18 protein-coding genes are annotated in these 22,596 nt (G+C 55.5%); 13 read left to right on the top strand and 5 right to left on the bottom strand.

The features are described from left to right. Positions 1 to 44: 44 nt before the first annotated feature. Entirely contained in the window at positions 45 to 503 is a 459-nt protein-coding gene (locus WC370_09630; protein MFA5309726.1) for a helix-turn-helix domain-containing protein, read from the bottom strand. Between the two features lie 214 nt (positions 504 to 717). On the opposite strand from WC370_09630, the gene WC370_09625 reads away from it, so the two are divergent. After that, positions 718 to 1,530 carry an SDR family NAD(P)-dependent oxidoreductase gene (locus tag WC370_09625; protein ID MFA5309725.1) on the top strand — a complete coding sequence of 271 codons (813 nt, stop codon included), beginning with the start codon at positions 718 to 720 and terminating at the stop codon, positions 1,528 to 1,530. A 29-nt stretch (positions 1,531 to 1,559) separates the two neighbouring features. Next, positions 1,560 to 2,240, top strand: a complete 681-nt coding sequence (locus WC370_09620; GenBank protein MFA5309724.1) for a hypothetical protein — start codon at positions 1,560 to 1,562, stop codon at positions 2,238 to 2,240. A 154-nt stretch (positions 2,241 to 2,394) separates the two neighbouring features. Here WC370_09620 and WC370_09615 read toward each other — a convergent pair whose 3' ends face one another. Together WC370_09615 and WC370_09610 are read right to left on the bottom strand one after the other, a co-directional pair. Then, positions 2,395 to 3,126 carry a PAAR domain-containing protein gene (locus tag WC370_09615; GenBank protein ID MFA5309723.1) on the bottom strand — a complete coding sequence of 244 codons (732 nt, stop codon included), beginning with the start codon at positions 3,124 to 3,126 and terminating at the stop codon, positions 2,395 to 2,397. A 12-nt stretch (positions 3,127 to 3,138) separates the two neighbouring features. Next, positions 3,139 to 3,870 carry a hypothetical protein gene (locus WC370_09610; protein ID MFA5309722.1) on the bottom strand — a complete coding sequence of 244 codons (732 nt, stop codon included), beginning with the start codon at positions 3,868 to 3,870 and terminating at the stop codon, positions 3,139 to 3,141. Between the two features lie 437 nt (positions 3,871 to 4,307). Here WC370_09610 and WC370_09605 point away from each other — a divergent pair, with 437 nt between their 5' ends. Together WC370_09605 and WC370_09600 are read left to right on the top strand one after the other, a co-directional pair. Continuing rightward, a complete protein-coding gene (locus WC370_09605) occupies positions 4,308 to 5,561 on the top strand; it encodes a CoA transferase (GenBank protein ID MFA5309721.1) in 1,254 nt (417 codons plus the stop codon). A 14-nt stretch (positions 5,562 to 5,575) separates the two neighbouring features. Next, positions 5,576 to 6,829, top strand: a complete 1,254-nt coding sequence (locus WC370_09600) for a CoA transferase (protein ID MFA5309720.1) — start codon at positions 5,576 to 5,578, stop codon at positions 6,827 to 6,829. A 257-nt stretch (positions 6,830 to 7,086) separates the two neighbouring features. Here WC370_09600 and WC370_09595 read toward each other — a convergent pair whose 3' ends face one another. Then, positions 7,087 to 8,136, bottom strand: coding sequence for an ATP-grasp domain-containing protein (locus WC370_09595; GenBank protein MFA5309719.1), 1,050 nt, complete (start codon positions 8,134 to 8,136; stop codon positions 7,087 to 7,089). Positions 8,137 to 8,618: 482 nt separating this feature from the next. On the opposite strand from WC370_09595, the gene WC370_09590 reads away from it, so the two are divergent. From WC370_09590 to WC370_09580, 3 genes are read left to right on the top strand one after another with little or no spacing between them, the layout of a single operon-like run. Continuing rightward, the gene (locus WC370_09590; protein ID MFA5309718.1) at positions 8,619 to 10,085 is read left to right on the top strand and encodes an FAD-binding oxidoreductase; all 1,467 of its coding nucleotides are present in this window, start codon (positions 8,619 to 8,621) and stop codon (positions 10,083 to 10,085) included. Between the two features lie 49 nt (positions 10,086 to 10,134). Further along, the gene (locus WC370_09585; GenBank protein ID MFA5309717.1) at positions 10,135 to 11,400 is read left to right on the top strand and encodes a (Fe-S)-binding protein; all 1,266 of its coding nucleotides are present in this window, start codon (positions 10,135 to 10,137) and stop codon (positions 11,398 to 11,400) included. A gap of 19 nt (positions 11,401 to 11,419) precedes the next feature. Then, positions 11,420 to 12,889, top strand: a complete 1,470-nt coding sequence (locus WC370_09580) for an FAD-dependent oxidoreductase (protein ID MFA5309716.1) — start codon at positions 11,420 to 11,422, stop codon at positions 12,887 to 12,889. Between the two features lie 39 nt (positions 12,890 to 12,928). Here the strand turns inward: WC370_09580 and WC370_09575 are convergent, their stop codons facing one another. Beyond that, positions 12,929 to 14,656 (bottom strand): ATP-binding protein, encoded by a 1,728-nt coding sequence (locus tag WC370_09575; protein ID MFA5309715.1) that lies wholly within the window; start codon positions 14,654 to 14,656, stop codon positions 12,929 to 12,931. Between the two features lie 340 nt (positions 14,657 to 14,996). Here WC370_09575 and WC370_09570 point away from each other — a divergent pair, with 340 nt between their 5' ends. The 6 genes from WC370_09570 to WC370_09545 all read left to right on the top strand — a co-directional run. Further along, a complete protein-coding gene (locus WC370_09570; GenBank protein MFA5309714.1) occupies positions 14,997 to 15,245 on the top strand; it encodes a glutaredoxin domain-containing protein in 249 nt (82 codons plus the stop codon). Between the two features lie 142 nt (positions 15,246 to 15,387). Then, positions 15,388 to 15,858, top strand: a complete 471-nt coding sequence (locus tag WC370_09565; GenBank protein ID MFA5309713.1) for a MarR family transcriptional regulator — start codon at positions 15,388 to 15,390, stop codon at positions 15,856 to 15,858. After that, the gene (locus WC370_09560; GenBank protein MFA5309712.1) at positions 15,833 to 18,058 is read left to right on the top strand and encodes an ABC transporter ATP-binding protein; all 2,226 of its coding nucleotides are present in this window, start codon (positions 15,833 to 15,835) and stop codon (positions 18,056 to 18,058) included. Before WC370_09565 ends, WC370_09560 begins: the two co-directional genes overlap by 26 nt. Next, the gene (locus WC370_09555; GenBank protein MFA5309711.1) at positions 18,055 to 19,968 is read left to right on the top strand and encodes an ABC transporter ATP-binding protein; all 1,914 of its coding nucleotides are present in this window, start codon (positions 18,055 to 18,057) and stop codon (positions 19,966 to 19,968) included. Before WC370_09560 ends, WC370_09555 begins: the two co-directional genes overlap by 4 nt. 206 nt (positions 19,969 to 20,174) lie before the next feature. Beyond that, positions 20,175 to 21,557 (top strand): MATE family efflux transporter, encoded by a 1,383-nt coding sequence (locus WC370_09550; GenBank protein ID MFA5309710.1) that lies wholly within the window; start codon positions 20,175 to 20,177, stop codon positions 21,555 to 21,557. A 137-nt stretch (positions 21,558 to 21,694) separates the two neighbouring features. Next, positions 21,695 to 22,596, top strand: a 902-nt coding sequence (locus tag WC370_09545) for a hypothetical protein (protein MFA5309709.1), incomplete at its 3' end; no start/stop codon positions are given.

The raw sequence follows: 22,596 nt of genomic DNA, 5'->3' as shown, positions 1-22,596 counted from the left end.
GTAAGCTGAAAGCCCCGCTTTTTTACCATATGTCCAATGTAATACTAAAGCAACTGGAGAGTTTTGATGATATAGTCCGGATTGCCGAACAAGGTGAATCTTGCCTTGTTTTCTTCTTCCATAAAATCAAAATTGAATTTGGCCGGGGCATCATCATCTTTGCTGTTTATGGCGCTGACCAACTCCTCGTAAATTTGCTGTCCTGCCCGCGGATTTTCGCAGTAATAATCGATAATCGTGCAAACCTGAATTTTACCTTGCATATCGGGACTGTTGCCGTTAACAAAATTTAAAATTCGCTGTGTGTTGTTTTTTGAAATATCGCTGGAAAAACCCCTGTTATTGAACAGCCGTTTGATATTTCCCATCGTAAACCTCCATTGTCCGCCTATTTTTCGACCCTGTAAACTGCCGTCTTTCAAATAATTCCTGATGGTGCGGGAGGTAAAAGAAGTCATTCTGGCTACGTCTTCTACGGTGTAAAGCTTGTCAAACTCGTTCATGGCGGGCCTCCGGTACGTTTATGCGGCAATCAACCTGCATTTTGGTTGTGCGTATTTCATTATATTTCATATTTTTTTATATGTCAATACATTTTTTCATATTATTTCCGGTTCCGGGAACGGCAGGCCCCGGCGGGACCCTTTTCTCTCTCTCCGGTGGCATGGAGCAGGCAAAATGTGCTATTTTATTGGGAAGGTTCGTTAAATATCCAACATGACTAAGTCTTTTTCGTCTAAATACGGCCCGTGGGCGTTAATCACCGGCGCTTCCCGGGGGCTCGGCGCCGAATTCGCCCGCCAGTGCGCCGGGCGGGGACTGAATCTGGTCCTGATTGCCACCAATGCGGATTTGCTGAATGCCCAGGCCGATGCCATCCGCAAGGACTGCGGCGTTCAGGTCAAGACCATCGTGCTCGACCTCAGCCGGGAAGATATTTTGCCGGAGATTACTCCGGTCACTGATTCCCTGGAAATCGGCCTGCTGGTGAATAATGCCGGGCTTTCCACCGTCCGCCCCTTTTTGCACCACCCCCTCGACCAGCTCGTTAAGCAGCTGCACGTCAACGCGCGGGCCGGGCTTATGCTGGCCCATCACTTTGGTAAAAAGATGGCCGAACGCCGGCGGGGCGGCATCATTTTTCTTTCTTCCGGCTCGGCGCTGTACGGGACGGCCTACTGCGCCAACTATGCGGGGACCAAGGCTTACAACCTGATAGTGGCGGAGACCCTGTGGTACGAGCTGAGGCCGCACGGCGTCGACGTGCTCGGTTTCATGGCCGGTTCCACCAAAACACCCGGCTGGGACGCCAACGAGCCGAAGCCGTGCCGGGTGGTGAAGGTGATGGACGTGAAGCCGGCCGTGGCCGAGGCGCTCAAGGCGCTGGGGAAACGCCCGAGCCTTATCGCCGGGAAATCCAACCGGCTGGGCTATTTCTTCCTGGGGAAATTGGTGTCCCGCGCCCGCGCTATCCGCATCGTCAGCCGTCCCATGGGAAAAATGTTCGGGCCGTTCGATGACGGCGTTTAAATAAACAGTAAATATGGAGGTTGGTTCCCATGCCTGTATTTGACCCTGAAATCGTCCACCAGTGTGCTATCGAGTGCCTGGGGCTGCCCAAGCCGCAGATGTTCGATGCGTTCGCCAGCGCTCTCGCCAAACATTACCCTAAAATACTGGATTTCTCCCAGCCCTGGATATACAGCATCGCCGGGGGCGCCATGATTCAGATGAAGCTGTATTATGCTTCCACGAGCGAATATATCATGATTTGGGGCACTCCCATCGGGTCGGAAGGCCATTCGGGACGTCATTTCACCGGGTTCTGGGACACGGTTATCGACGGCGAGACCTGGTACTACGGTGAAGGCGAGTTCGAGAAAACGATTTATAAGCCCGGCGACCGCATTTACGTGGGGCCCGGCCAGGCGCGCGCCATGAATTTCACTGACGGCGTTTGGGCGGTGGAGTACGCGCGCGGCTTTCTGCCTCTGAGCATGTTCTTCGGCATCGCGCAGGAGATACTCGTCTGCCTGGACTTTTTAACGGTAACGCAAACGGTAAGCCTTTATACCGACCTTACGGCCCAGAGCTGGGGACATAAGTGCGGCATCCTGAAACCGTTGACCAAACCTGTCAGCTTCCTGGCGCACAAGGTGACCAAAGCGCTGGAGCCGACGCCGGAGGTCAAGGAAATCCCTAAAAAGAACATCCGCTGGTTACAGCACCCCAAAAAGTAGTAGCCTGGCGGGGCGGGGTAAGGGGGACGGCGCGGATCCTCTTATTGAACCAACGCGTTATGACCGCCAAACCTTAAAAACAAAAACCCCCGGGTCGGTTATCCGCGCCCGGGGGCTTAAATCATTCCCCTGTGTTTATGTTCGCACCCGGCTATTAATTTATATAGCCGATGATTTTACCAATGCCGCCGCAGTGCCTGGTAGTATCGCCTATCTTGGCGGCAGGCCTGCCGTCAATCAACACGTTTTCATCCCCGCCCACTATTTCAAATTTGTTGGCGCCGGCGCACACTGAATGAATCCCTATGTCCCCCACCCTGGCGGCCGGCCGGCCGTTTACCAGCACATGGCTGCTGCCCGTGGTAATAGGGCCTTTTACGTCCAGCGGGTCCGCCGGACTGCCGTGGCTATCCGCGGTACATTCGGCGAACATGCCCACGCAGGCATACCCTTCCGGAGATATGGCGTTGACGTTAAAGGTGCGGGAGTATTCTTTGTCGTCTATCTTTATGCTCAAGGTTATGGTGTTGGCCCCCTCTCCGTTAAAGGAGGGCCGTGACATGGTGCCGGTATCCGGGGAAAAAGTGCCGCTGCCGCTCCATTTTACCTGGTCGGAGTAGTCGGTCCCGTTCTGGGAGCACGCCGCCCCGAAGAGCCAGCCGGTGGTAAAAACATTGGGGCTGCGGCCGGCGGGGTAGGTCAGGCGCAGCAAAACGCCGTCGGTCACTCCCCCGTCGCCGTCCCCGCTGTCCAGCAGGCCGTTTTGATAGTTTTCCAGCCACGCTTTCAGAGAGCTCAAAGTATCGCTATCGCTGGTGGAAGCACAGCCGGCGGCGGGAATCATCAGCCCCATGAGCATTAGTATTATCAACACTATCTTTTTCATGTTTTCTCCTTACTAATACTGGACAAACTTCAGCCAGTACTCCAGGCCCCCCAGCGTCCGGTCCATATCCAGGTCTATCTTGTCTTCGGAAATGCTCAGGTTGCGGATGTAATATCCCCGGTCGTTAAGCATACCCGTGACCGCGCTGGCAAAACCAGATTCGATGCTGTCCACCAGGCTGCCCGGCAGGCCTATATTGCCTATCTTGACGCTGTCCAGATTGCCGGAAATCTGATTGTTGTGGATGCTGATATTGCCTTCCAGGTAGAAATTAAAGTACTTGGCCATTTTCACATATTTCATGATCTTATCGATGGTGTCTGAAGATGCCCCTCCGGCGCGCAGGGCCTCCTGCAAATCCGCCGTATTGATCACCCCGGAGGCTTTGACGCTGCCGTTAGGTCCGAACTTGATCTGCGTGGTGCGCAGCGGGAAACCCGGGATATCGCCCAGCGCCAGGAGGGAGGAGGCTTCATCGCTCGTCAGCGAGGTATTCAGCCGGGTGTAGGAAGAGGGGTCGTTGACCACCGCCTCCACCGCCTGCGGGTCCAGGGGGAAGTTGATTTTCTCCAGGCCGCCGTAAGCGTTATCGATTCTGATGACCACACCCAGGTCCTTGGCTTTGTTGGTGCCCAGCAGCTTGGACGCGATAGGCACGTTGCCCAGGAAATACCCCGCCACGAAGTACCCCGCCAGAAACAGCACGATGATTATGGAAAAAGCTATTATCAGTTTTTTCTTCATCAGTTACCTTCATCCTTTCTTGTCAGACCGTTTAAAGATTATACGCGCGCGCTGTCAACGCGATAAAAGAATCGGGGGAAAATCAGAAAACATCTTCGCTCCCGGCGTCGAAAGCGGATATGCTTTTCTAACCGGGAAAAATGGGGCCATCGGAAACTATTGATAGTAAATTATATCATTTTAGGCGTAAACAGCACAACAGCGAGCCCGCCAGCCGCCGCCACACCCTGCTCACCCGTTAACCCCTGAAAACCCCAAATATGAAAAAATCATGAAAAAAGTGTATGATATAAGTGGACTGCTTTCCGGGCGAACCGGTTAATAATCAGCTTGCTCCGCAAAAAGCGCTTTTCTATATTATCTATAAAACTGCGCTCGTCAGATATAACCACGGTTGCCTGAAAACCGAATTATTAATGAGAGCGGGTGATGACTGGATGAACAACTCATTATTACCGCCGATGCGCATACTGGACCTCACTGAAGGCGGCTGTATGCTCGGCGGGCGCCTCCTCGGCGATACCGGGGCCGATGTTATCAAAATAGAGCCTCCCGGCGGCACGGACTCACGTATCTGGCCCTACTACCGGGACTCCCAGGACCCGCAGCAAAGCCTTTTCTGGTACACCTATAACGCCAACAAGCGCGGCATTACCCTGGACATCAGGAAACCGGAAGGCCAGGAGATTCTCAAGAAACTGGCCGCCTCCGCCGATGTTATCCTGGAATCCTACGAGCCGGGCTACCTGAAAAAGCTGGGGCTGGGCTATGACGCCCTCCGCGCCATCAAGCCGGATATTATCTATACCGCCATCACGCCCTTCGGGCAGGAGGGCCCCAAGGCGCATTACGCCGCCAGCGCGCTCACCGTCTGGGCCAGCGGCGGCTACCTCAACGCCTGCGGCGACCCTGACCGGGCGCCCGTCTGGATAAGCATGCCGCAGACCTTCCTCTTCGGCGGGTGCGAGGGGGCTATCGCCACCCTCATGGCTTACTACTACCGCATGACCACTGGGGAAGGGCAGTTCGTGGACGTCTCCATGCAGGAGTCCGCCCTTTCTCCCAATATGAATATCCTCCAGATGTGGGACCTGAATAAACTGGATTTCAAACGCGTCGGGTCGGTGTCTTATGTGGCCGGCACCGGGGTCAAGCAGCCCATTTACTTTAAGTGTCTTGACGGCTATGTCATGATTCTCGCCATCGGCGGCAATGAGCCGTATGTCTCTTCCTCAAAAGCCCTGGTCAAATGGATGGCGGAAAAAAATATGGCCCCGGAATGGCTGCAAAATCTCAACTGGTGGACGGAATACAACGCCTCCCGGCTCAAGCAGGACCTGGCGGACAAGGTCGGCCGGGCCATTGAAGCTTTCACCATGACCAGGACCAAGGAAGAGCTTTACCTCGTCGGCGCCTACGAGCGGGCCATTTTAATCGCCCCGGTAGCCGATACCAAGGATATCAGCGAGGATATCCAGCTCAAAGCCCGTAATTTCTGGGTGGAAATGTCCCACCCGGAGCTGGGACGGGATATCCCCTACTGCGGGCCGTTCATCTGCCTGAGTGAAACGCCCATCCAGTACCGGCGCCGCGCGCCCCTTACTGGCGAACACAATAAAGAAATCTACGGCGGGGAGCTGGGAATGACGGATGCGGAGCTTGAATCGCTTAATCTTAAAGGCGTAATCTGATACCGGGGGCTGACATGGATAATAAAAACATCTTCGACGGCATAAAAGTGGCCGAGTTCGCCTGGGTGGTGGTGGGGCCTTCCACCTCCCGCTACCTGGCGGAGCACGGCGCTACCGTGGTCAAGGTAGAGTCGCACAAACGCCTGGACACCAACCGCGTCAACAGCCCCTTCGTAAATAACGACCCCACCCCGGACAGCTCCATGTTCTACGGCCGGCACAACCCCAACAAGTACAGCGTCAGCATCGATATGAAAAAGCCCGGCGGCCTGGAACTGGCCTGGAAGCTCATCGAGTGGGCGGATATCGTGACGGAGTCCTTTTCCCCGGGGACGGTGGAAAAATGGGGCATCGGCTATGAGGACGTGCGCAAGGTCAGGCCGGACATTATTTATCTCAGCTCCAGCATGCAGGGCCGGGGCGGCCCGCACTCCAGCTACGCCGGCTACGGGCAGAACGCCTGCAATTTCAGCGGCTTTACCGAGCTTAGCGGCTGGCCGGATAGAAAAGCCTCCCAGCCCTACGGTGCTTATACGGACTACGTCTGCTGCCGCTTCAGCGCTTTCGCCCTTATCGGCGCTTTGATACAAAAGAAGCTTACCGGTAAAGGGCAGTATATCGAGCAATCCCAGTTCGAATCTTCCATTCACTTTTTGATGCCGGCGGTCATGGACTACCAGGTCAACGGCAATATCATGGGCCGGATGGGCAACCGCACACCCATCGCCGCCCCGCACGGCGTCTACGAATGTAAAGGGGACGACCGCTGGGTAGCCATCAGCGCTATGAATGAGGACGAATGGCTGCGCTTCTGTAAAGCTATCGGCAATCCCGCCCTGGCCAAGCAAAAAGAGTACGCCACCCTCGGCGCCCGCAAGCAAAATGAAGTTAAACTCGACGAGATAGTCACCGACTGGACGCGCCTGCATACGACGGAAGAGGTGGAAACCATTTTACAGCACGCCTTCGTGCCCGCCCATATCGTTTCCCGCCCGTCCGATGTCTACCGGGACGAGCAGCTCGAAGCGCGCAAATACTTTACGCCGCTGCACCACGAGGTGATGGGCGTCCAGAAATTCGAGCCCCAGTCCTGCTTTATCCTCTCCAAAACCCCCCGCGAGATAACCCTGCCCTCGCCAATGCTGGGGCAGCACAATGAATATGTGTTCAAAGAGCTGGTGGGCATGACCGACGATGAAATCGCCGAGCACATTATTGACGGTTCCATCACCACCCAGATGGACAGCCCCATGGTCTCCACATTCTAGGACGGAATAGGGGAACCGCCCCCTTTCCCTCCTGTCCCTCTCGCCGCTGGCGGGGAGAGGGAAGGTGATATACTTAGTTTCAACGTTCACTCACAAATCGGGGTTAATACGCCATCTTTTGTCTTGGTTTCTCAATTAATGGCCCATCCAATAATGTGCCGCTAGTAATATCTATTGTCTCCCTCTCTGTCAACGGAGAGGGAGAACATGAGGAAAAGGTCGGGTTTTGGATTCCCTATCAGGTTGGGATGACAAGCCTAACGCAGGCTCATCTCGGAATCGCTGATATCCACCTGCTCCCCCCACACCGGGTGCCGCCGCGCGGCGCGGCTGATGATATGCCCTATAAACTCCCCGTAAGAGTAGCCGGATAGCTCGGCGGCGGCTATGGTGCTGGTATCCGGGCTGAGGTCGGCATTGGGGTTGACGTCGATAACGTACAGCGCGCCGTCCTTCATGCGCATATCGATGCGGGCGTAGTCCCGGCACCCCGCCGCCGCGTAAGCCGCCTTGCATATCTTTTCCACCCCGCGCAGCTCATCTTCGGTCAGCGGCGCCGGCAGCACCGTCTTGATTTTCTGGTACTGCTCGGACTCCGGCACGAACTTGGCTTCGTACGAGCATATGCGGTCGTGCTCGTCCTGGAAAGAGGAAAACTCCATTTCGGCCGGCGGCAGCATGTCCACCGTGCCGTTCTCCCAGAGCGATACGTGCAGCTCCCGCCCGTCGATAAAGTCCTCCACCAGCACCGGCTGCCGGAACTTTTCCCGGATATAGTTGAGCCGGCTTTTAAGCTCCGCTTCCTCCATTACCACCGCGTTGCGGTCGATGCCTTCGCTACAATGCTCCCGTGACGGCTTGACGATGGCCGGAAAGCGTTTCCACCGCGCCGCCGCGGCGGAGTTATAAGGCCGCCAGTTAGGCGTGGGAATGCCGGAATCATCAAGCAGCTGCTTGATGCGGATTTTATCCTGGGCCAGCGCTATGGTGGCGGCGGCGGCGCCGGTAAAGGTAAAGTGGTGTTTTTCCAGGTATTCCGCCACCAGCCATTCGCTGTGGTTTAGACCGGGGATGCTTTCGCACCAGTTGAAGACTACGTATTCCAGGGGGTTGTATTGATTCAATAAAGCGTCGAGGTCGCTATCGGTCACCGGGATGAGGGTTGTCTGATACCCCAGCGCCCCTATAGCTTTGTCCAGCTGTGAGGTTACTTCAAGGACTTCTTCCTGTTCATGTGCCGCCCAGCCCGGGTCCAGGTTGAACAGCAGTAAAACAGGTATTTCTGAAAGGAAAATATCTACCGGCACCTGAGGTTTTCCAATCCCTTTTTTCTCCTTCCTAAGGTCAATGGGATGACGGCATGGCGCCATCCGGATAAATTGCCTTAAAAACCTTAAGCCAGTCTCGTTTCACCTCGCTTCCGGATTATCCGGCAACCGCAAAATTCAGCTATAAAAATCGGTTAATTTTACTATAAACCTTTTAGTGCTTTTTTATCAACATTTTTATTGAAATAATGCCGCCTAAAAAGTAAATTTCTCAGATTTTTTTCATATTATTTTTAAACTCCGGGGAGGACATAAAATTGACGCTGAAGCTGTCGTCCTTTTTTCACGCGGTGGAAGTTATTTGACAAGTAACTTAAAGTGGCATACTATACTTAGGACACATTTTTTCCGGGGCAGGTCAGATAATATCAGGCTTTTCAAATATTCTGTTTGAAACGGCCTTATCGTTGTTTAAATTTCCTGGCGTTTTTTGCGCCAGCAACAAGTGAAAGGGGGCAATAATGATCGCAAAAGAGAAGCTGACAAAGATTGTCGGGGCCGGCGACGTTATCGTTGACCAGGCTGTACTGGACGGATACGCCAAAGACATAAGCTTCGTGAACTCCGTCAAGCCGGCATGCGTTGTCAAGCCGAAAGACGCCGCTGAAGTCCAGAAGATTATCAAGCTCGCCAATGAGACGCTTACCCCGCTGGTGCCGGTAAGCTCGGGACCTCCCCATTTCCGGGGGGACACCGTTCCCGGTATCGGCGGCGCTATCATCGTGGACATGAGCGGCATGAACAAGATAATCAACGTGGACCGGGCGCGGCGCGTGGCCATGGTGGAGCCGGGCGTGACCTTCGGGGAGCTGATTCCGGCGGCCGCCAAGGAAGGCATCCGCCTCAACCTGCCGCTGCTGCCCAGAAAGACCAAGACGGTCATCGGCAGCCTGCTGGAGAGAGAGCCGGTAGTCATGCCCAAGTACCAGTGGGACATTTCCGACCCTCTGGCCTGCGTGGAGGTAATCTTCGGCTCCGGTGATGAGTTCAAGACCGGGCAGGCGGCCGGGCCGGGCACGGTGGCGGAGCAGTGGAAGGTGGGGGGCGTACAGAAAGCGCCCTACGGGCCGGGCGTGGCTTCCTGGCACCGCCTTATCCAGGGGGCGCAGGGCACGATGGGCATCGTCACCTGGGCTTCCATGCGGTGCGAGCTCATGCCCGCTCTGGAAGAGCCGTTCGTGGTTGGTTCCGCCAACCTCGGCACGCTCGTTGAAATGGCTTCCTGGCTGGTAAGGCTGCGCATAGCCAACGAATGCTTTATCCTCAATAACACCAACCTGGCGGCGATTTTCGCTAAAAAATGGCCCAAAGACTATGAGAAACTTAAGAACTCTTTACCCGCCTGGACCCTTTTCTACGTCCTGGCCGGCTATGAGTTCTTCCCGGAGGAGAGGGTCGGCGCTTACGTTAAGGAAATCACCCAGATGACCCAGCGCCTCGGCGTGGAAGCCCTCAAAGCGGTCGGCGGCGTTTCCGCAAACGAAATTATGAAAGCGGTACAGCAGCCCTGCGCTGAACCCTACTGGAAACTCCGTTACAAGGGCGCGTCCCAGGACGTTTTCTACCTGACCATCAACGATAAGCTGGAAGGCCAGATAGCGGCGATGAACGAGGCGGCGGAAAAAGCCGGCTACGCCACTTCCGATATGGGCGTTTACATCCAGCCCATCGTCCAGGGCACCGGCGTCCATTGTGAATTCAATCTGTTCTATGACCCCGCTAACGCCGGCGAGGCCGGCCGGGTGAAAGATTTATACGCGGCGGCCGTCAAAGGCCTGATGGCCAAAGGCGCGTTCTTCTCCCGGCCCTACGGGGAAAATACCGGCCTCATCATGAACAGGGATGCGGCCAGCATCGCGGTGCTGAACAAACTCAAGAAGATGTTCGACCCCAACCGCGTGATGAATCCCGGCAAGGTGGGTTTCTAACGATGGATTACACTAAAGCGTCATTGAAAGATATCAGGAGGGAACGAAGATGGCACTAGAACAATACGCGGGCGATATGGGGATGTGCTGCCGGTGCTCGGCCTGCAAGTTTGTACCTATGCAAAAAGTTAAGGGCTCGGACTACTCCTATGTTTGTCCCAGCATAGCCAAATATAATTTCCACGCCTATTCCGGCGGCGGCAGGATGAACATCGGCACCGCGGCCGTGAAAAACGGCATGAACTACACGGACAGGCTGCTGGACGTGGTCTATAACTGCCAGATGTGCGGCGCCTGTGATGTTTCCTGCAAGTACGCCATGGACATGGAAGTCCTGGAGCCTATCAGCGAGTTCCGCATGAAATGCAACGAGGACGGCAAGACCAACGCCGCTCTGGACAAGGTTATCGCCGGTTTGCGCAAGACCGGCTCCATGGTGCCGGCCAAAGGCAAGCGCGGCGCCTGGGCGGCCGGACTGGGCATTAAAGACGCCACCAAAGAAAAGGTGGATGTCCTCTTTCACGTAGGCTGCCTCACCAGCTTCGACCCGGAAATGCAGAAGCTGGCTAAAGCCACCGCCAGGATACTGGAGAAAGCCGGCGTCAGCTTCGGCATCGCCGGTGACGCGGAGACCTGCTGCGGCGGCCGCGCCTACCAGATGGGTTATAAGGATGACTTCCTGGCCCAGGCCAAGAAGAACATGGCCCTCATCAAGAAATGCGGCGCCAAAACGCTGGTCACCGGCTGCGCTGACGGCTACCAGGCTTTCAAGGTCCTCTATGACAAGTACGACCTCAAGGGCAAACTTGAAGTGCTGCATATCTCGGAATACATTGATAAACTGATCAAAGACGGCAAGCTCAAGCCGCGCAAGAAAGTCAATCTTTCCGTCACCTATCATGACCCGTGCCGCCTCGGGCGCCTCGGCGAGCCCTGGATTCACTGGGAGGGCACCAAGGTCCCCGGCGACCGCTTCGTCTTCGACCCGCCCAAGGAATACCGCCGCGGCGCTAAAGGTATTTACGAGCCGCCGCGCGATGTTATCAAGAGCATCCCGGGCGTCAAGCTCACGGAAATGACCAGGATTAAAGAGTACGCCTGGTGTTGCGGGGCCGGCGGCGGCGTCAATGAGTCCAACCCGGAATTCGCCACCTGGACGGCGCAGAAAAGAATTGATGAAGCTGTATCCACCGGCGCCGAGGCTATCGTGACCGCCTGCCCCTGGTGTGAAAAGACCCTGAACGAAGCTATCAAAGCCAGCGGCAGCAGCCTGAAAGTCTATGACATCGTCGAACTCGTGGAAAAGGCAATCTAAGAAAGGGGGCTAATGAACTATGGCTTTTACTAAAGAAGTATATAAGGAATTTGAAGATGTGGTGGGCGTGGAGAATATCTGTGACGACCCCTCCATTATGCCGGCTTATTACGGCACCGAGTTCGCCGCGGTAATCCTGCCCAAGGACACCGCGGAAGTTCAGGCGCTGGTCAAGCTGTGCAACAAGCACAAGGTGATGTTCCGCCCGATATGCACCGGCTGGTCCGGCATGTTCCCCAAAGGCATCGTGCTGTTTGATCTCCGGCGCATGAACCGCATCGTGGAAATCAACGAGAAAAACATGTACGCCGTAGTGGAGCCTTACGTCATCTCGGCGGAACTTCAGGCCGAGCTGATGAAAAGAGGCTTGAACTTCTGCATCAAGGGCGCCGGCACCAACTGCTCGGCCATGCTGCGCGGCCACGGCCATATGGACCAGACCACCAGCGGTGATGACCGCAACCACCTGGCTATAGAATGGGTGACGCCGGAAGGCGAAATCGTGCGGTCGGGCTCGCTCGGCTCCGCGGACGAATGGTTCTGCGGCGACGGCCCCGGTCCCTCCCTGAGGGCCATCCTCACCAGCGCCGTGCCCCCGGGCGTGACGCCTGGCGTGTTCACCAAAGCCGCGGTCAAGCTTTACCACTGGCCGGGTCCTTCTGAATTCCCGATAGTCGGGCATTCGCCCAAGTATACCCTGGGCGAGATACCCGCCAACACCATGGCGCGGTATTACAGCTTCCCCTCCGTGGATAAAATGTGGCAGGCGGAACTCAAGCTCGGTGAAGGAGAAATCTGCTACGAGCTGATGGGCTTCAACGCCGCTATGGTGTCCTGCAACATCACCACCTGCAATGAAGAGGAAGAGGAAGTCTTCGCCAAGATGAGCAAAGAGGTACAGGGGCCCGGCTTCTTCGTCATTATCGCCGGCAGCTCGCCGGAAGACTTCGCCTATAAGAAGCACGTGCTGGAATACATCGTTAAGCAGAACGGCGGCAAGTCCCTGAAAACCGTGGAAAACCCGGAAGTCGAAGGCATTCTAATGTGCCAGTGCATCCGGATTTCCGCCTCCATCCGGGAGACCTTCCGCGCCGGCGGCGCTTTCAACTCCATACCCATCATGGGCCAGCGCGACCTCACTATCAAGTGGGCTATCGGCGCCGGCAAAGCCAAGGAACCGCTCATCAAGAACGGCTATATCGTGGATGACGGCGGCGCTTTCTTCGGCTGGGGCGTGGAGCAGGGGCACTTGGGCAAGACGGAAATCTTCTGTAAATACGACCCCCAGAACGCCGAAGCCAAGAAAGCCGTGGAACAATGGCAGCAGGAGCAGACCAGAAGGGCTTTCACAGAGAAATACTTCGCCTCGACGCTGGGTTCTCAGGAAGATATCGGGCCGGCTCTGTCCAACTACCACCTGTGGTGGCAGAAGCTGGTCAAAACCCTGGACCCGAACGGCGTATCCCCGGAAGGCGGCGCGCTCGTCTAGCTGCGGTTTCAGTCCAATTACAAAACGGGAGGGGGAGTTTTATGCTCCCCCTCTTTTTTTATCTTTACCGGCCCCGGCCGGTTTCGTTCCATTTTTCAGCGGCAGGGTAAAGAAAAAGGTGCTCCCCTCCCCCACCCGGCTTTCCACCCAGATGCGGCCCCCGTGCGCTTCCACCAGTGCCTTGCACAAGGTCAGCCCCAGTCCCAGTCCGCCGGGGTCTTTTTCCAACCTCTGCTCGATGCGGTACATGCGGTGGAATACCTTGTCCAGTTCGCTTTTTGGTATCCCCCGGCCCTGGTCGGCCACGCTTACCAGCAATTCGTCCGGGTTGGCCTGCGTGTTCAAGGCAATTTCCGTGCCCGGCAGGGAATATTTGACGGCGTTATCCAGCAGGTTATCTATCACCTGGCGTAAACGCCGGCCGTCCGCCATAACCTCGGGCAGTCCGTCACCCAGATTGTTGATGAACCGGTATTCCGGCGACCTCAGCCTGGCTTCCGAAACCGCCAGAGCCAAAATGCTGCCCGGCTCCAGCGGCTGCATATCCATCCGGAGTAAACCGGCGTCCAGCCGGGACATATCCAGCAGGTGGTCGATAAGCTCGGTAAGCCTGTCGGCGGAGCGGTCGATAGCCTCCATTGCCTCCCTTTTTTGCGCTTCCTTGAGCCTGGCATCGTACATCAGCATCAGGCTGGCGTAGCCCTTAATGCTGGCCAGCGGCGTACGCAGCTCATGGGATACCGTGGATAGCAGATTGGTCTTGAGCCGGTCCAGCTCCTGGTACTCTATCATTTTATTATGTTCTTCCCCGGCCTGTATGCGGCCGGAAACTTCCGTGGTTACCGCTATCAATCCGATGGGATTATCCGTGGCGTCCTTGATCACGGCGGCGCTCATTTCAGCGGGGAACTCGCTGCCGTCCTTCCTTACGAAGGTATATTCGATGTTGCGTATAACTCCCTTTTTAAAGACTCTTTCGAGATATTTGCGGGCTTTTTCCCGGTCCTTTTCCGTAATGAGGTCGAGGGCGTTCTTCCCGATAATTTCGTCCCGCTCATTGTAGCCGCACATGCTGACCACCGCCTGATTGGTGCGGACGATATTACCTTTAACGTCGGATACCAAAAGCCCCTCGGGTACCGCCTCAAATATCCGCCGGATTTTCTCCTCGGACTCGCGCAGCGCTTTTTCCGTTTCCTTACGCTTTTCTATATCCTCTGCCAGTTCTCTGGTTTTACGCCTGACCTGGTATCTCAAAAACCAGGTGCCGCCCGCCAGGCACACTGCCAGGATGCCGGTATTGATCAGCAGCCATTTCAGCCATTCCGGAATCACCGGTTTTCCCATCGTATACAACCCGAACCACGTCCGCAGCGCCGTATAATAAAGGAAATCGCCGTCCGCCTTGAGCTGTTTCACCCGGCTGTCTATTTTCTCAATCAGGTAAGAATTAAGCGCCGCCCCTTTGGGGAAAGCAAAGTAAAGCCGCGCGGGCTGGAAAATAATCGCTGTGGCCGTTACTTTATAATAGTCCTGGTGCAGGATGCCGGGCACGTACTGGATTTGCCAGCCTTCCCTGGAAGCTATATCTTCTATAATATCCGCCCAGAAACCGGACACGTTGCCCTGGGCATCGGTGAATATTTTGGGTTCGTTCTCATACATGCCCACTTTTAGCACCGCGGCATCATCCGCCTTTACCGCGGCGCCGGTTCCTGAGGCGTAAAACAAGCCAAGGGCAAGCAGAAAAATTAAAAACTTTTTCATCTTTTAATTCCTGCCGCGACCGCGGTAAAACCTGTGGCTAAAGTGTCCCCCGGCGCTGAAAACGCCGTTTTTGCCCTGGTTTATGCCCGGATGTCTCTTCCACCAGGCTTTCCCGCGGCCAATATTATTGTTAGCGTATACCTAACATATTTAGTGTATGACCCGTTTGTCCATTTGTCAATATTATTTTAATATTTGGACATCAGGCCAGTTAATGACTTTGCCTCACTGCCGCCGCAGCCGCCGGGAAGATACCGGTAAAAAACCCTCTTCTCTCCCCCCGCTGTTTTCTGATAAAATATTAATATAGGGATAATTTTCAGGAAGGCATTTGCATCACATGGCACAAATCCAGGTCTACGGCACGCGCTGGTGCCCGGACTGCCTCAGGGTCAAACAGGCCTTTAGCCGGCATAACATTACCTATGACTGGTATGATATAGAGCAGGACGCCCAGGCCTGCGCTTACGTGGAAAAAGTGAACGGGGGATATAAAAGCGTACCCACCATCCTTTTCCCGGATGGCTCCGTCCTGGTGGAACCCGCCGGTGCCCTGCTGGAAAAGAAGTTGACGGAGGCCGGTCTTTAAGCTGGTCGGTACCCTCCCGTAGTACTTTCCGGCTATGCCTCTTGACAATATTTGATTTAGGTGCTAAACTGTTAAGTAACTAAAGCATTAAAGGCTTATTTGAGAATTTTTGCGGCTTACCGCCGATTTTAAAGTTTGATTCATGGATAAGACCAGAGAAGACCTCTTACAAAACCTCGTGCAGCTGATGATGTCCGTCATGAGACACGTGCGTCACCCCGGCCCGCCGCCCGAGCATTTTTTAAGCCCGCCTCATATGATGCTGCTTTTTACTATCGGCCGCCAGTCGGAGGGGATGTCGGTTAAGGAGCTGGCGGAACGTTCCAGCATCACCCCCGGCGCGGTTACCCAGTTCGTGGATGCGCTGGTGGAAAAGGGGCTGGTGGCGCGTGAAGGAGATACCAACGATAGGCGCATCGTCAGGCTGAAGCTCACGCCAATGGCGGAGAGTCAGATAGAACATTTCAAAAAGGAACACTTCGCTTCGATGTCCCGGATATTCGATGCTCTTAACGACGACGAGATAAAACAGCTGATAACATTGTTCACCAAGATGGATGCCTTCCACGAAACAAAGGACAACCTGAATGATAAACCTGATAAAACACCTTAAACCGTTTATCTGGTCCATCGTTATTATCTTCGCCCTGCTTTTCGTGCAGGCGATGACTGACCTCGCTCTGCCGGGTTACATGGCGGATATCGTTAACGTCGGCATCCAGTCCAGCGGTATCCAGAACGCCGTTCCCCAGGCTATCCGCGCCTCCGAGTACGATAAGGTAACCCTGTTCATGAGCGATAGCGATAAAGCGGAGGTAGCCGGCAGCTATTTGCTGCTGGATAAACAGACCCTTTCTCCGGACGACTATACAAAATATGTGGCCAAATACCCGGACCTTGCCAATGAGCCTATTTATATTTTAAACACCGGCGATAATGCCATCATTTCACAGCTTAATGACATTTTCAGTAAGCCTATTTTCCTCGTCGTTGCCATTGAGCAGCAGGGTATTTCCGGCTTCACCGGTTCCGCCGTTGATATTCCGGAGGGCACCGACCCCTTTACGTTTATAGCTGATATGCCCCCGTCTGACCTGGAGGCCCTGCGCACTACGGCTTATGAGCGTATTACTGCCCTGCCGGACAGCATTATCACCCAGTCCTCCACCGGCTATCTGGTCCAGGAGTATGACGTCCTGGGTATGAGCCTGGCATCGATACAAACGAGATATATCCTGGGCGTCGGCGGCCTCATGTTGCTGATTACACTCCTCGGCGCCGCTTGTTCGGTGGCTGTGGGTTTTCTCTCGGCGCGCGTTGCTTCCGCCCTGGCCCGCAACCTGCGTCAGCAGATATTCACCAGGGTCGAGGATTTCTCCAATACGGAGTTTGATAAATTCTCCACGGCTTCTCTTATCACCCGCTCTACCAATGATATTACCCAGGTGCAAATGCTGCTGGTAATGCTGTTCAGGGTGGTCTTTTATGCTCCTATCCTCGGTATCGGCGGCATCATCAGGGTCATCGGCAGTGAGGCTTCCATGACCTGGATTATCGCCGCGGCCGTCATGGCCATACTCGGCATGATCGGCGTCATGCTCATCGTGGTCGTCCCCAGGTTCAGAATAGTCCAGAAGCTGGTTGACAAGTTGAACCTGGTAACGCGGGAAATACTATCCGGCTTGATGGTAATCCGGGCTTTTAATACTCAAAAACGCGAGGAAGGAAAGTTCGATGTTGCCAATAAAGACCTCACTAAAATCAATCTTTTCATCAGCCGGGTAACGGTACTGCTGATGCCTTTGATGATGCTCATCATGAATGTCGTCATGATTGCCATCATCTGGATCGGCGCCCACCAGGTTGATGCCGGCAATATACAGGTGGGGGACATGATGGCTTTCATGCAGTACACCATGCAGATAATCATGGCCTTCTTCATGGTCTCCATGGTGTTCGTCATGCTGCCGCGTGCCCTCGTTTCCGTCCAGAGAATCAATGAGGTCCTGGAAACGGAACCCGTTATCAATGACCCGCCCCGGCCCCACCAATACGACGGCAGCCTCAAGGGACAAATCGAATTTAAAAACGTCGTTTTCCGCTATCCCGGCGCTGAAGACGATTTGCTTAAAGATATCAGTTTCACGGTTAAACCCGGACATACCGCGGCGATAATCGGCAGCACCGGCTGCGGTAAATCCACTCTGGTTAACCTTATCCCCCGCTTTTATGATGTCACCGGCGGCAGCATCCTGGTGGACGGCATTGATGTCCGCGAGGTAACCCAGCATGACCTGCGGGACAAAATAGGCTACGTCGCCCAGAAAACGCTCCTCTTTTCCGGCACCATCGGCAGCAATATCAGGTACGCCAATGAGGCCGCCACGGATGCTGACCTGGAAAAATTCGCCGGTACGGCCCAGGCGATGGATTTCGTCAAGGAAAGTGAAGGCGGCTTTGCCACGGTTGTATCGCAGGGAGGCGCCAACCTGTCCGGCGGCCAGAAACAAAGGCTTTCCATTGCCCGCGCGCTGGCCAAACGGCCGGAGATATTTATTTTCGATGATAGTTTTTCCGCCCTGGACTATACCACTGATGCCGCGCTCAGAAAGGCCCTGCGCAAAGAGACTGACCACGCCACTGTCCTGATCGTTACCCAGAGAATCAGCACTATCATGGGTTCGGACCAGATTATAGTCCTGGACCACGGCGAAATTGTGGGCATCGGCAAGCACCGTGAACTCATGGAGACCTGTGAAGTTTACCGGGAAATTGCCCAGTCCCAGCTTTCAAAGGAGGAGCTCTCCTCATGAAAGTGCCGATGAGTTTCGGGCCTATGGGTGGCGGTGGGCCTCCTCCGGGAGGGGCGCCTCCGGGCGGGCCGGGGCGCGGTGGGCCGATTGGCCGCCACGGGCCGATGATGCCCGGCGAAAAACCAAAAAGCTTTAAGAAAACCATGGCTACCCTGATGCGGTACTTAAAGCCTTTCCGCGTGGCCATCATCGTAGCGCTGCTCTTTTCCATGGCCGGCACGGTCTTTGCCATTATCGGCCCCAAGATGATGGGCAACGCCACCAACGTGCTCTTCCAGGGCGTCATGAACAAGATAATGCATGTTCCCGGCGCCGCTGTTGACTTCACCTATATCGGCCATACGGTACTTATTTTACTCATTCTCTATATCGTCGGCACCGGTTTTACCTATGTACAGGGCTGGATAATGTCCGGCGTGGCCATGAAAATAACCTACGCTTTCCGTAAAAACATCGCGGAAAAAATCAACCGCATGCCGCTCAAATACTTCGATACCAAGACCCACGGCGAGGTGCTCAGCCGCGTCACCAACGATGTTGATACCGTCAGCAATACCCTGAGCCAGAACCTTTCGCAGATTGTCACCTCGGTCACCACTATCGTCGGCGTTATGGCGATGATGATCTGGATAAGCTGGGAAATGACCCTTACCGCGCTGTTCATCCTGCCCCTTTCGCTCGTCTTGGTGCAGTTTATCATCAAGCGGTCCCAGCGGTACTTCCGCAAGAACCAGGCTTACCTGGGGCATATCAACGGGCATATTGAAGAAATGTTTACCGGCCACAATGTCATGAAGGCTTTTAACGGCGAGAAGCGCTCCATCGAGCAGTTCGATAAAATCAATGAAGAGCTGTATGACGCCGGCTGGAAATCACAGTTCCTGTCCACCGCCATGATGCCGGTGATGACTTTAGTGGGCAACCTGGGCTATATCGGCGTCAGCATCCTCGGCGGCTATCTCGCCGTCAGGAAAACCGTCCAGGTGGGTGATATCCTGGCTTTTATCCAGTATATGCGCAACTTCACCCAGCAAATCACTCAGACGACAAACATCGCCAATCTGTTGCAGTCCACCGCCGCCGCCGCCGAGCGCGTCTTCGAGTTCCTCGATGAAGATGAGGAAATCCCTGACCCCGCCGATGCCGTGCGGATTAAGGATGTCGCCGGCCGCGTAACGTTTGATAAAGTGCATTTCGGCTATGACCCGGAAAATATAGTCATTAAGGACTTCTCCGCGGATATCCACCCCGGGCAGGAGGTCGCTATCGTCGGCCCCACCGGCGCCGGCAAGACCACGCTGGTCAAACTGCTCATGCGTTTTTATGATGTTAACAGCGGCGGCATTTCCGTCGATGGCGTGGACATCAGGAAGATGAAGCGGGAAGACCTGCGTTCCATGTTCGGCATGGTCTTGCAGGATACCTGGCTTTTTAACGGCTCCATTAAAGAAAATATCCGCTACGGCAATCCCGATGCTACCGATGAGCAGGTTATTGCGGCGGCAAAAATGGCTTATGTCGATGCCTTCGTGCACACCCTGCCCCACGGCTATGACATGGAAATTAACGAGGAGTCCAGCAACATCTCCCAGGGGCAAAAGCAGCTTATTACCATCGCCCGCGCCTTCCTGGCCGACCCCAAGATTCTGATTCTGGACGAGGCTACCAGCTCCGTGGATACCAGGACGGAAGTGCTGATACAAAAAGCCATGGAGGAGCTGACGCGGGACCGCACCGCCTTCGTTATTGCCCACCGCCTCTCCACCATCCACAACGCGGATATCATCCTGGTGATGAAGGACGGGGACATCGTGGAGCAGGGCAACCACGAAGAGCTGCTGGCCGCCAACGGCTTTTATGCCTCCCTTTACTACAGCCAGTTTGACTCCGCCGGCGCCGCGGATAACTAGCCGTCCGCCTTCCCGGCGAGCATTTTCTCACTGCAAGTGATAAGATATATTGTGTCCCTTTTCAAGCGCCGGTGGAAGCCGTCGCTATTGCGGGCGGCGTGAGATAACCGGGCGGGGAGCTTTTTCATCCCCATCCTTGTTAAAATAAATATGAGCCCCCTGGGTGATATGCCCGGGGGGCTTGTTAATGGTATGAATAGCTTTTTATGAAAACGGATTCAGACCTTCCGGCTAAAAACGCCCCGTTCACCCGGGACTTGACCCAGGGGAGTATTGTCCGCAACCTGTGGGCGCTTTCCTGGCCGATGCTGATTAACAACACCCTTACTGCCCTGGGGCCGACTGTTGACATGATATGGGTCGGCAGGCTGGGCGCCTCCGCTATCGCCGGGGTCGGCATTTCCGGCCTGGTGGTCATGGTGGTAATATCCCTGATTTCCGGGCTTTTCATCGGCACCGTCACGCTGGTCGCCTGGAACATCGGTGCCAGGGACGAGCAGGGCGCCAACCGCGTGGCGCAGCAGGCTTTCGTCATCGCCATGGGCTTTTCCGTGATTATCGCGCTGGTCGGCGCTTTCTTTTCCGCGCCGTTTTTAAGAACCCTCGGCGTTGATGAAAGCGTGGTCAGTGAAGGCGCTACTTACCTGAAAATCCAGCTCATCGGCATGATTACCATGACCCTGCTCCAGGCGGCGCAAAGCATTATGCAGGCCTCTGGGGACGCGGTGCAGCCCCTTATCATCAGTGCCGGCTACCGTATTTTGCAGATGGTGCTTTGTCCCGCGCTCGTTTTCGGCTGGGGCTTCCTCCCCCGGCTGGAGGTCAGCGGGGCATCACTGAGCAACGTCATCACCCAGGGCATCGGGGGGTTCTTCGCCCTGTACATCATTTTTACCGGGCGGACGCGTATCAAGGTAACCTTCAAGGATTTCCGGTTTGACTGGCAGCTTATCTGGCGCACCATCAAGATAGGCATACCGGCCTCTATTTCCTTCATGCAGAGAAATGTCGCCGAGCTTATCCTGGTCTGGTTCATCACCCCCTTCGGCACGCTGGCGGTGGCGGCGCAATCGGTTTCTCAAAGGGTGGACCAGTTTTTACAGAACCTTTCCGGCGGCCTGGGCAACGCGGCCGGCATACTGGCGGCGCAAAACATGGGCGCCGGCCGTACGGACCGGGCGGAAAGGACCGGCTGGCTGGCCGTGATTATGGCCACGGTCGTTTCCCTGCTCTGTATTTTGGTGATATGGTTTTGGGTTACACCCATACTGGGCATCTTCACCCGGGACACTGAAGTGATAAATATGGGGGCCACTTTCCTGCGCATCAATATCGTGAGCTATCTGGTGTGGGGCCTGGTGGTCTCTTTGAGCCTGGTGCTTAACGGGGTGGGTGACACGATGGTGCAGATGCTCACCAACCTCCTGACGATGGTCTTCGTGCAGCTGACGCTGGCCTATGTCCTCTCCCGCCATACGGAGCTGGGGGTGTACGGGATACGCTGGGCGGTGGTCATCGGCATCGTGATAAGGGCGGTTATCTACACCGCGTACTATAAGGGCGGGCGCTGGAAGCGCCGCCGGTATTAGGGGAAATTTTCCCGTCCTCCCCCGGATGTGTCTGTCATACGCTTTTTCCGCTTGACCATCTTTTCGCCGTCTGCTATGCTGGGTGCGATAGTTCATTTATGTTACTAATATTCCCATATTGAAAGGAGCCTGTTGCTATGGCTGCAAAAGAATACACGAATCTGGTAAAACCCATGTTAGTCAAGGACGCGCCCAAAGGGCTCTACGCCGAGCCCCGCATCTGGATGGAAGCCAAGGATTTGGAAGGTTTTGACGCCCACTTCTCCTTCGGCTTTGTGAAGAAGCCCTGCGCCTTCCATCCCCTGGAGGGGTCTATCGTCCACCCCTATGATGAAATCCTGGTCTTCGAGAGCACCAATCCCAAGGATATCATGGACCTGAGCGCGGAAATCACCGTGGAAATGGGCGAGGAGCGGGAGCTGCTGGTCATCAACGAGCCTTCCTGCGTTATCGTGCCCAAGGGCACGCCCCACGGCCCGGTCACGGTCAGGCACCTGCACCGGGCTATTGCCCACTACACCATCGGCCTGGCCGCCGCCTATAAAGCCACCGCCGCCCCGGTCACGGCCAAAGCGGTGAAGAAGGCCGATAAGTACGCCCACCTGGTCAAGAAGATGTGGACCAACTTCAAGAGCATGGGCTTCACCGCCGGCGGTATGCCGGGCGGTCAGGGCGGCCCCGGCCGGCCGGCGGCCTCCCAGTACGGCTCCATCCGGGCGGCGGAGATGGGCGTGGGCCCCGGCAACGGCGACGAGGTGGTCTGGCTTTACGGGGACGACCTGGAAGGACTGAGCGTCAATTTCACCTGGGGACTTTACAGCCGGTGCGGCAAGTGGCACCGCGGCGGTGAGGCCCACTACCACCCGGAGGCGGAAATACTCTGCTTCGTGGGGCTGGACCCGGAAAACCTGGGCTTCCTGGGCGCCGAGCTGGAAATCGGTATGGGCAAGGACTACGAGCGGCATGTCTTCAACACGCCTACCGTGGCTATCTGTCCGGCCGCTTTCCCCCACCTCCCCCTGATAACCCGCTGGGTGGA

This window comes from Dehalococcoidales bacterium (assembly GCA_041652735.1).
Taxonomy (GTDB): Bacteria; Chloroflexota; Dehalococcoidia; order Dehalococcoidales; family RBG-16-60-22; genus RBG-13-51-18.
The sequence above is the reverse complement of the archived record's forward strand: the minus strand, read 5'-3'. Positions and strand labels throughout refer to the sequence as shown.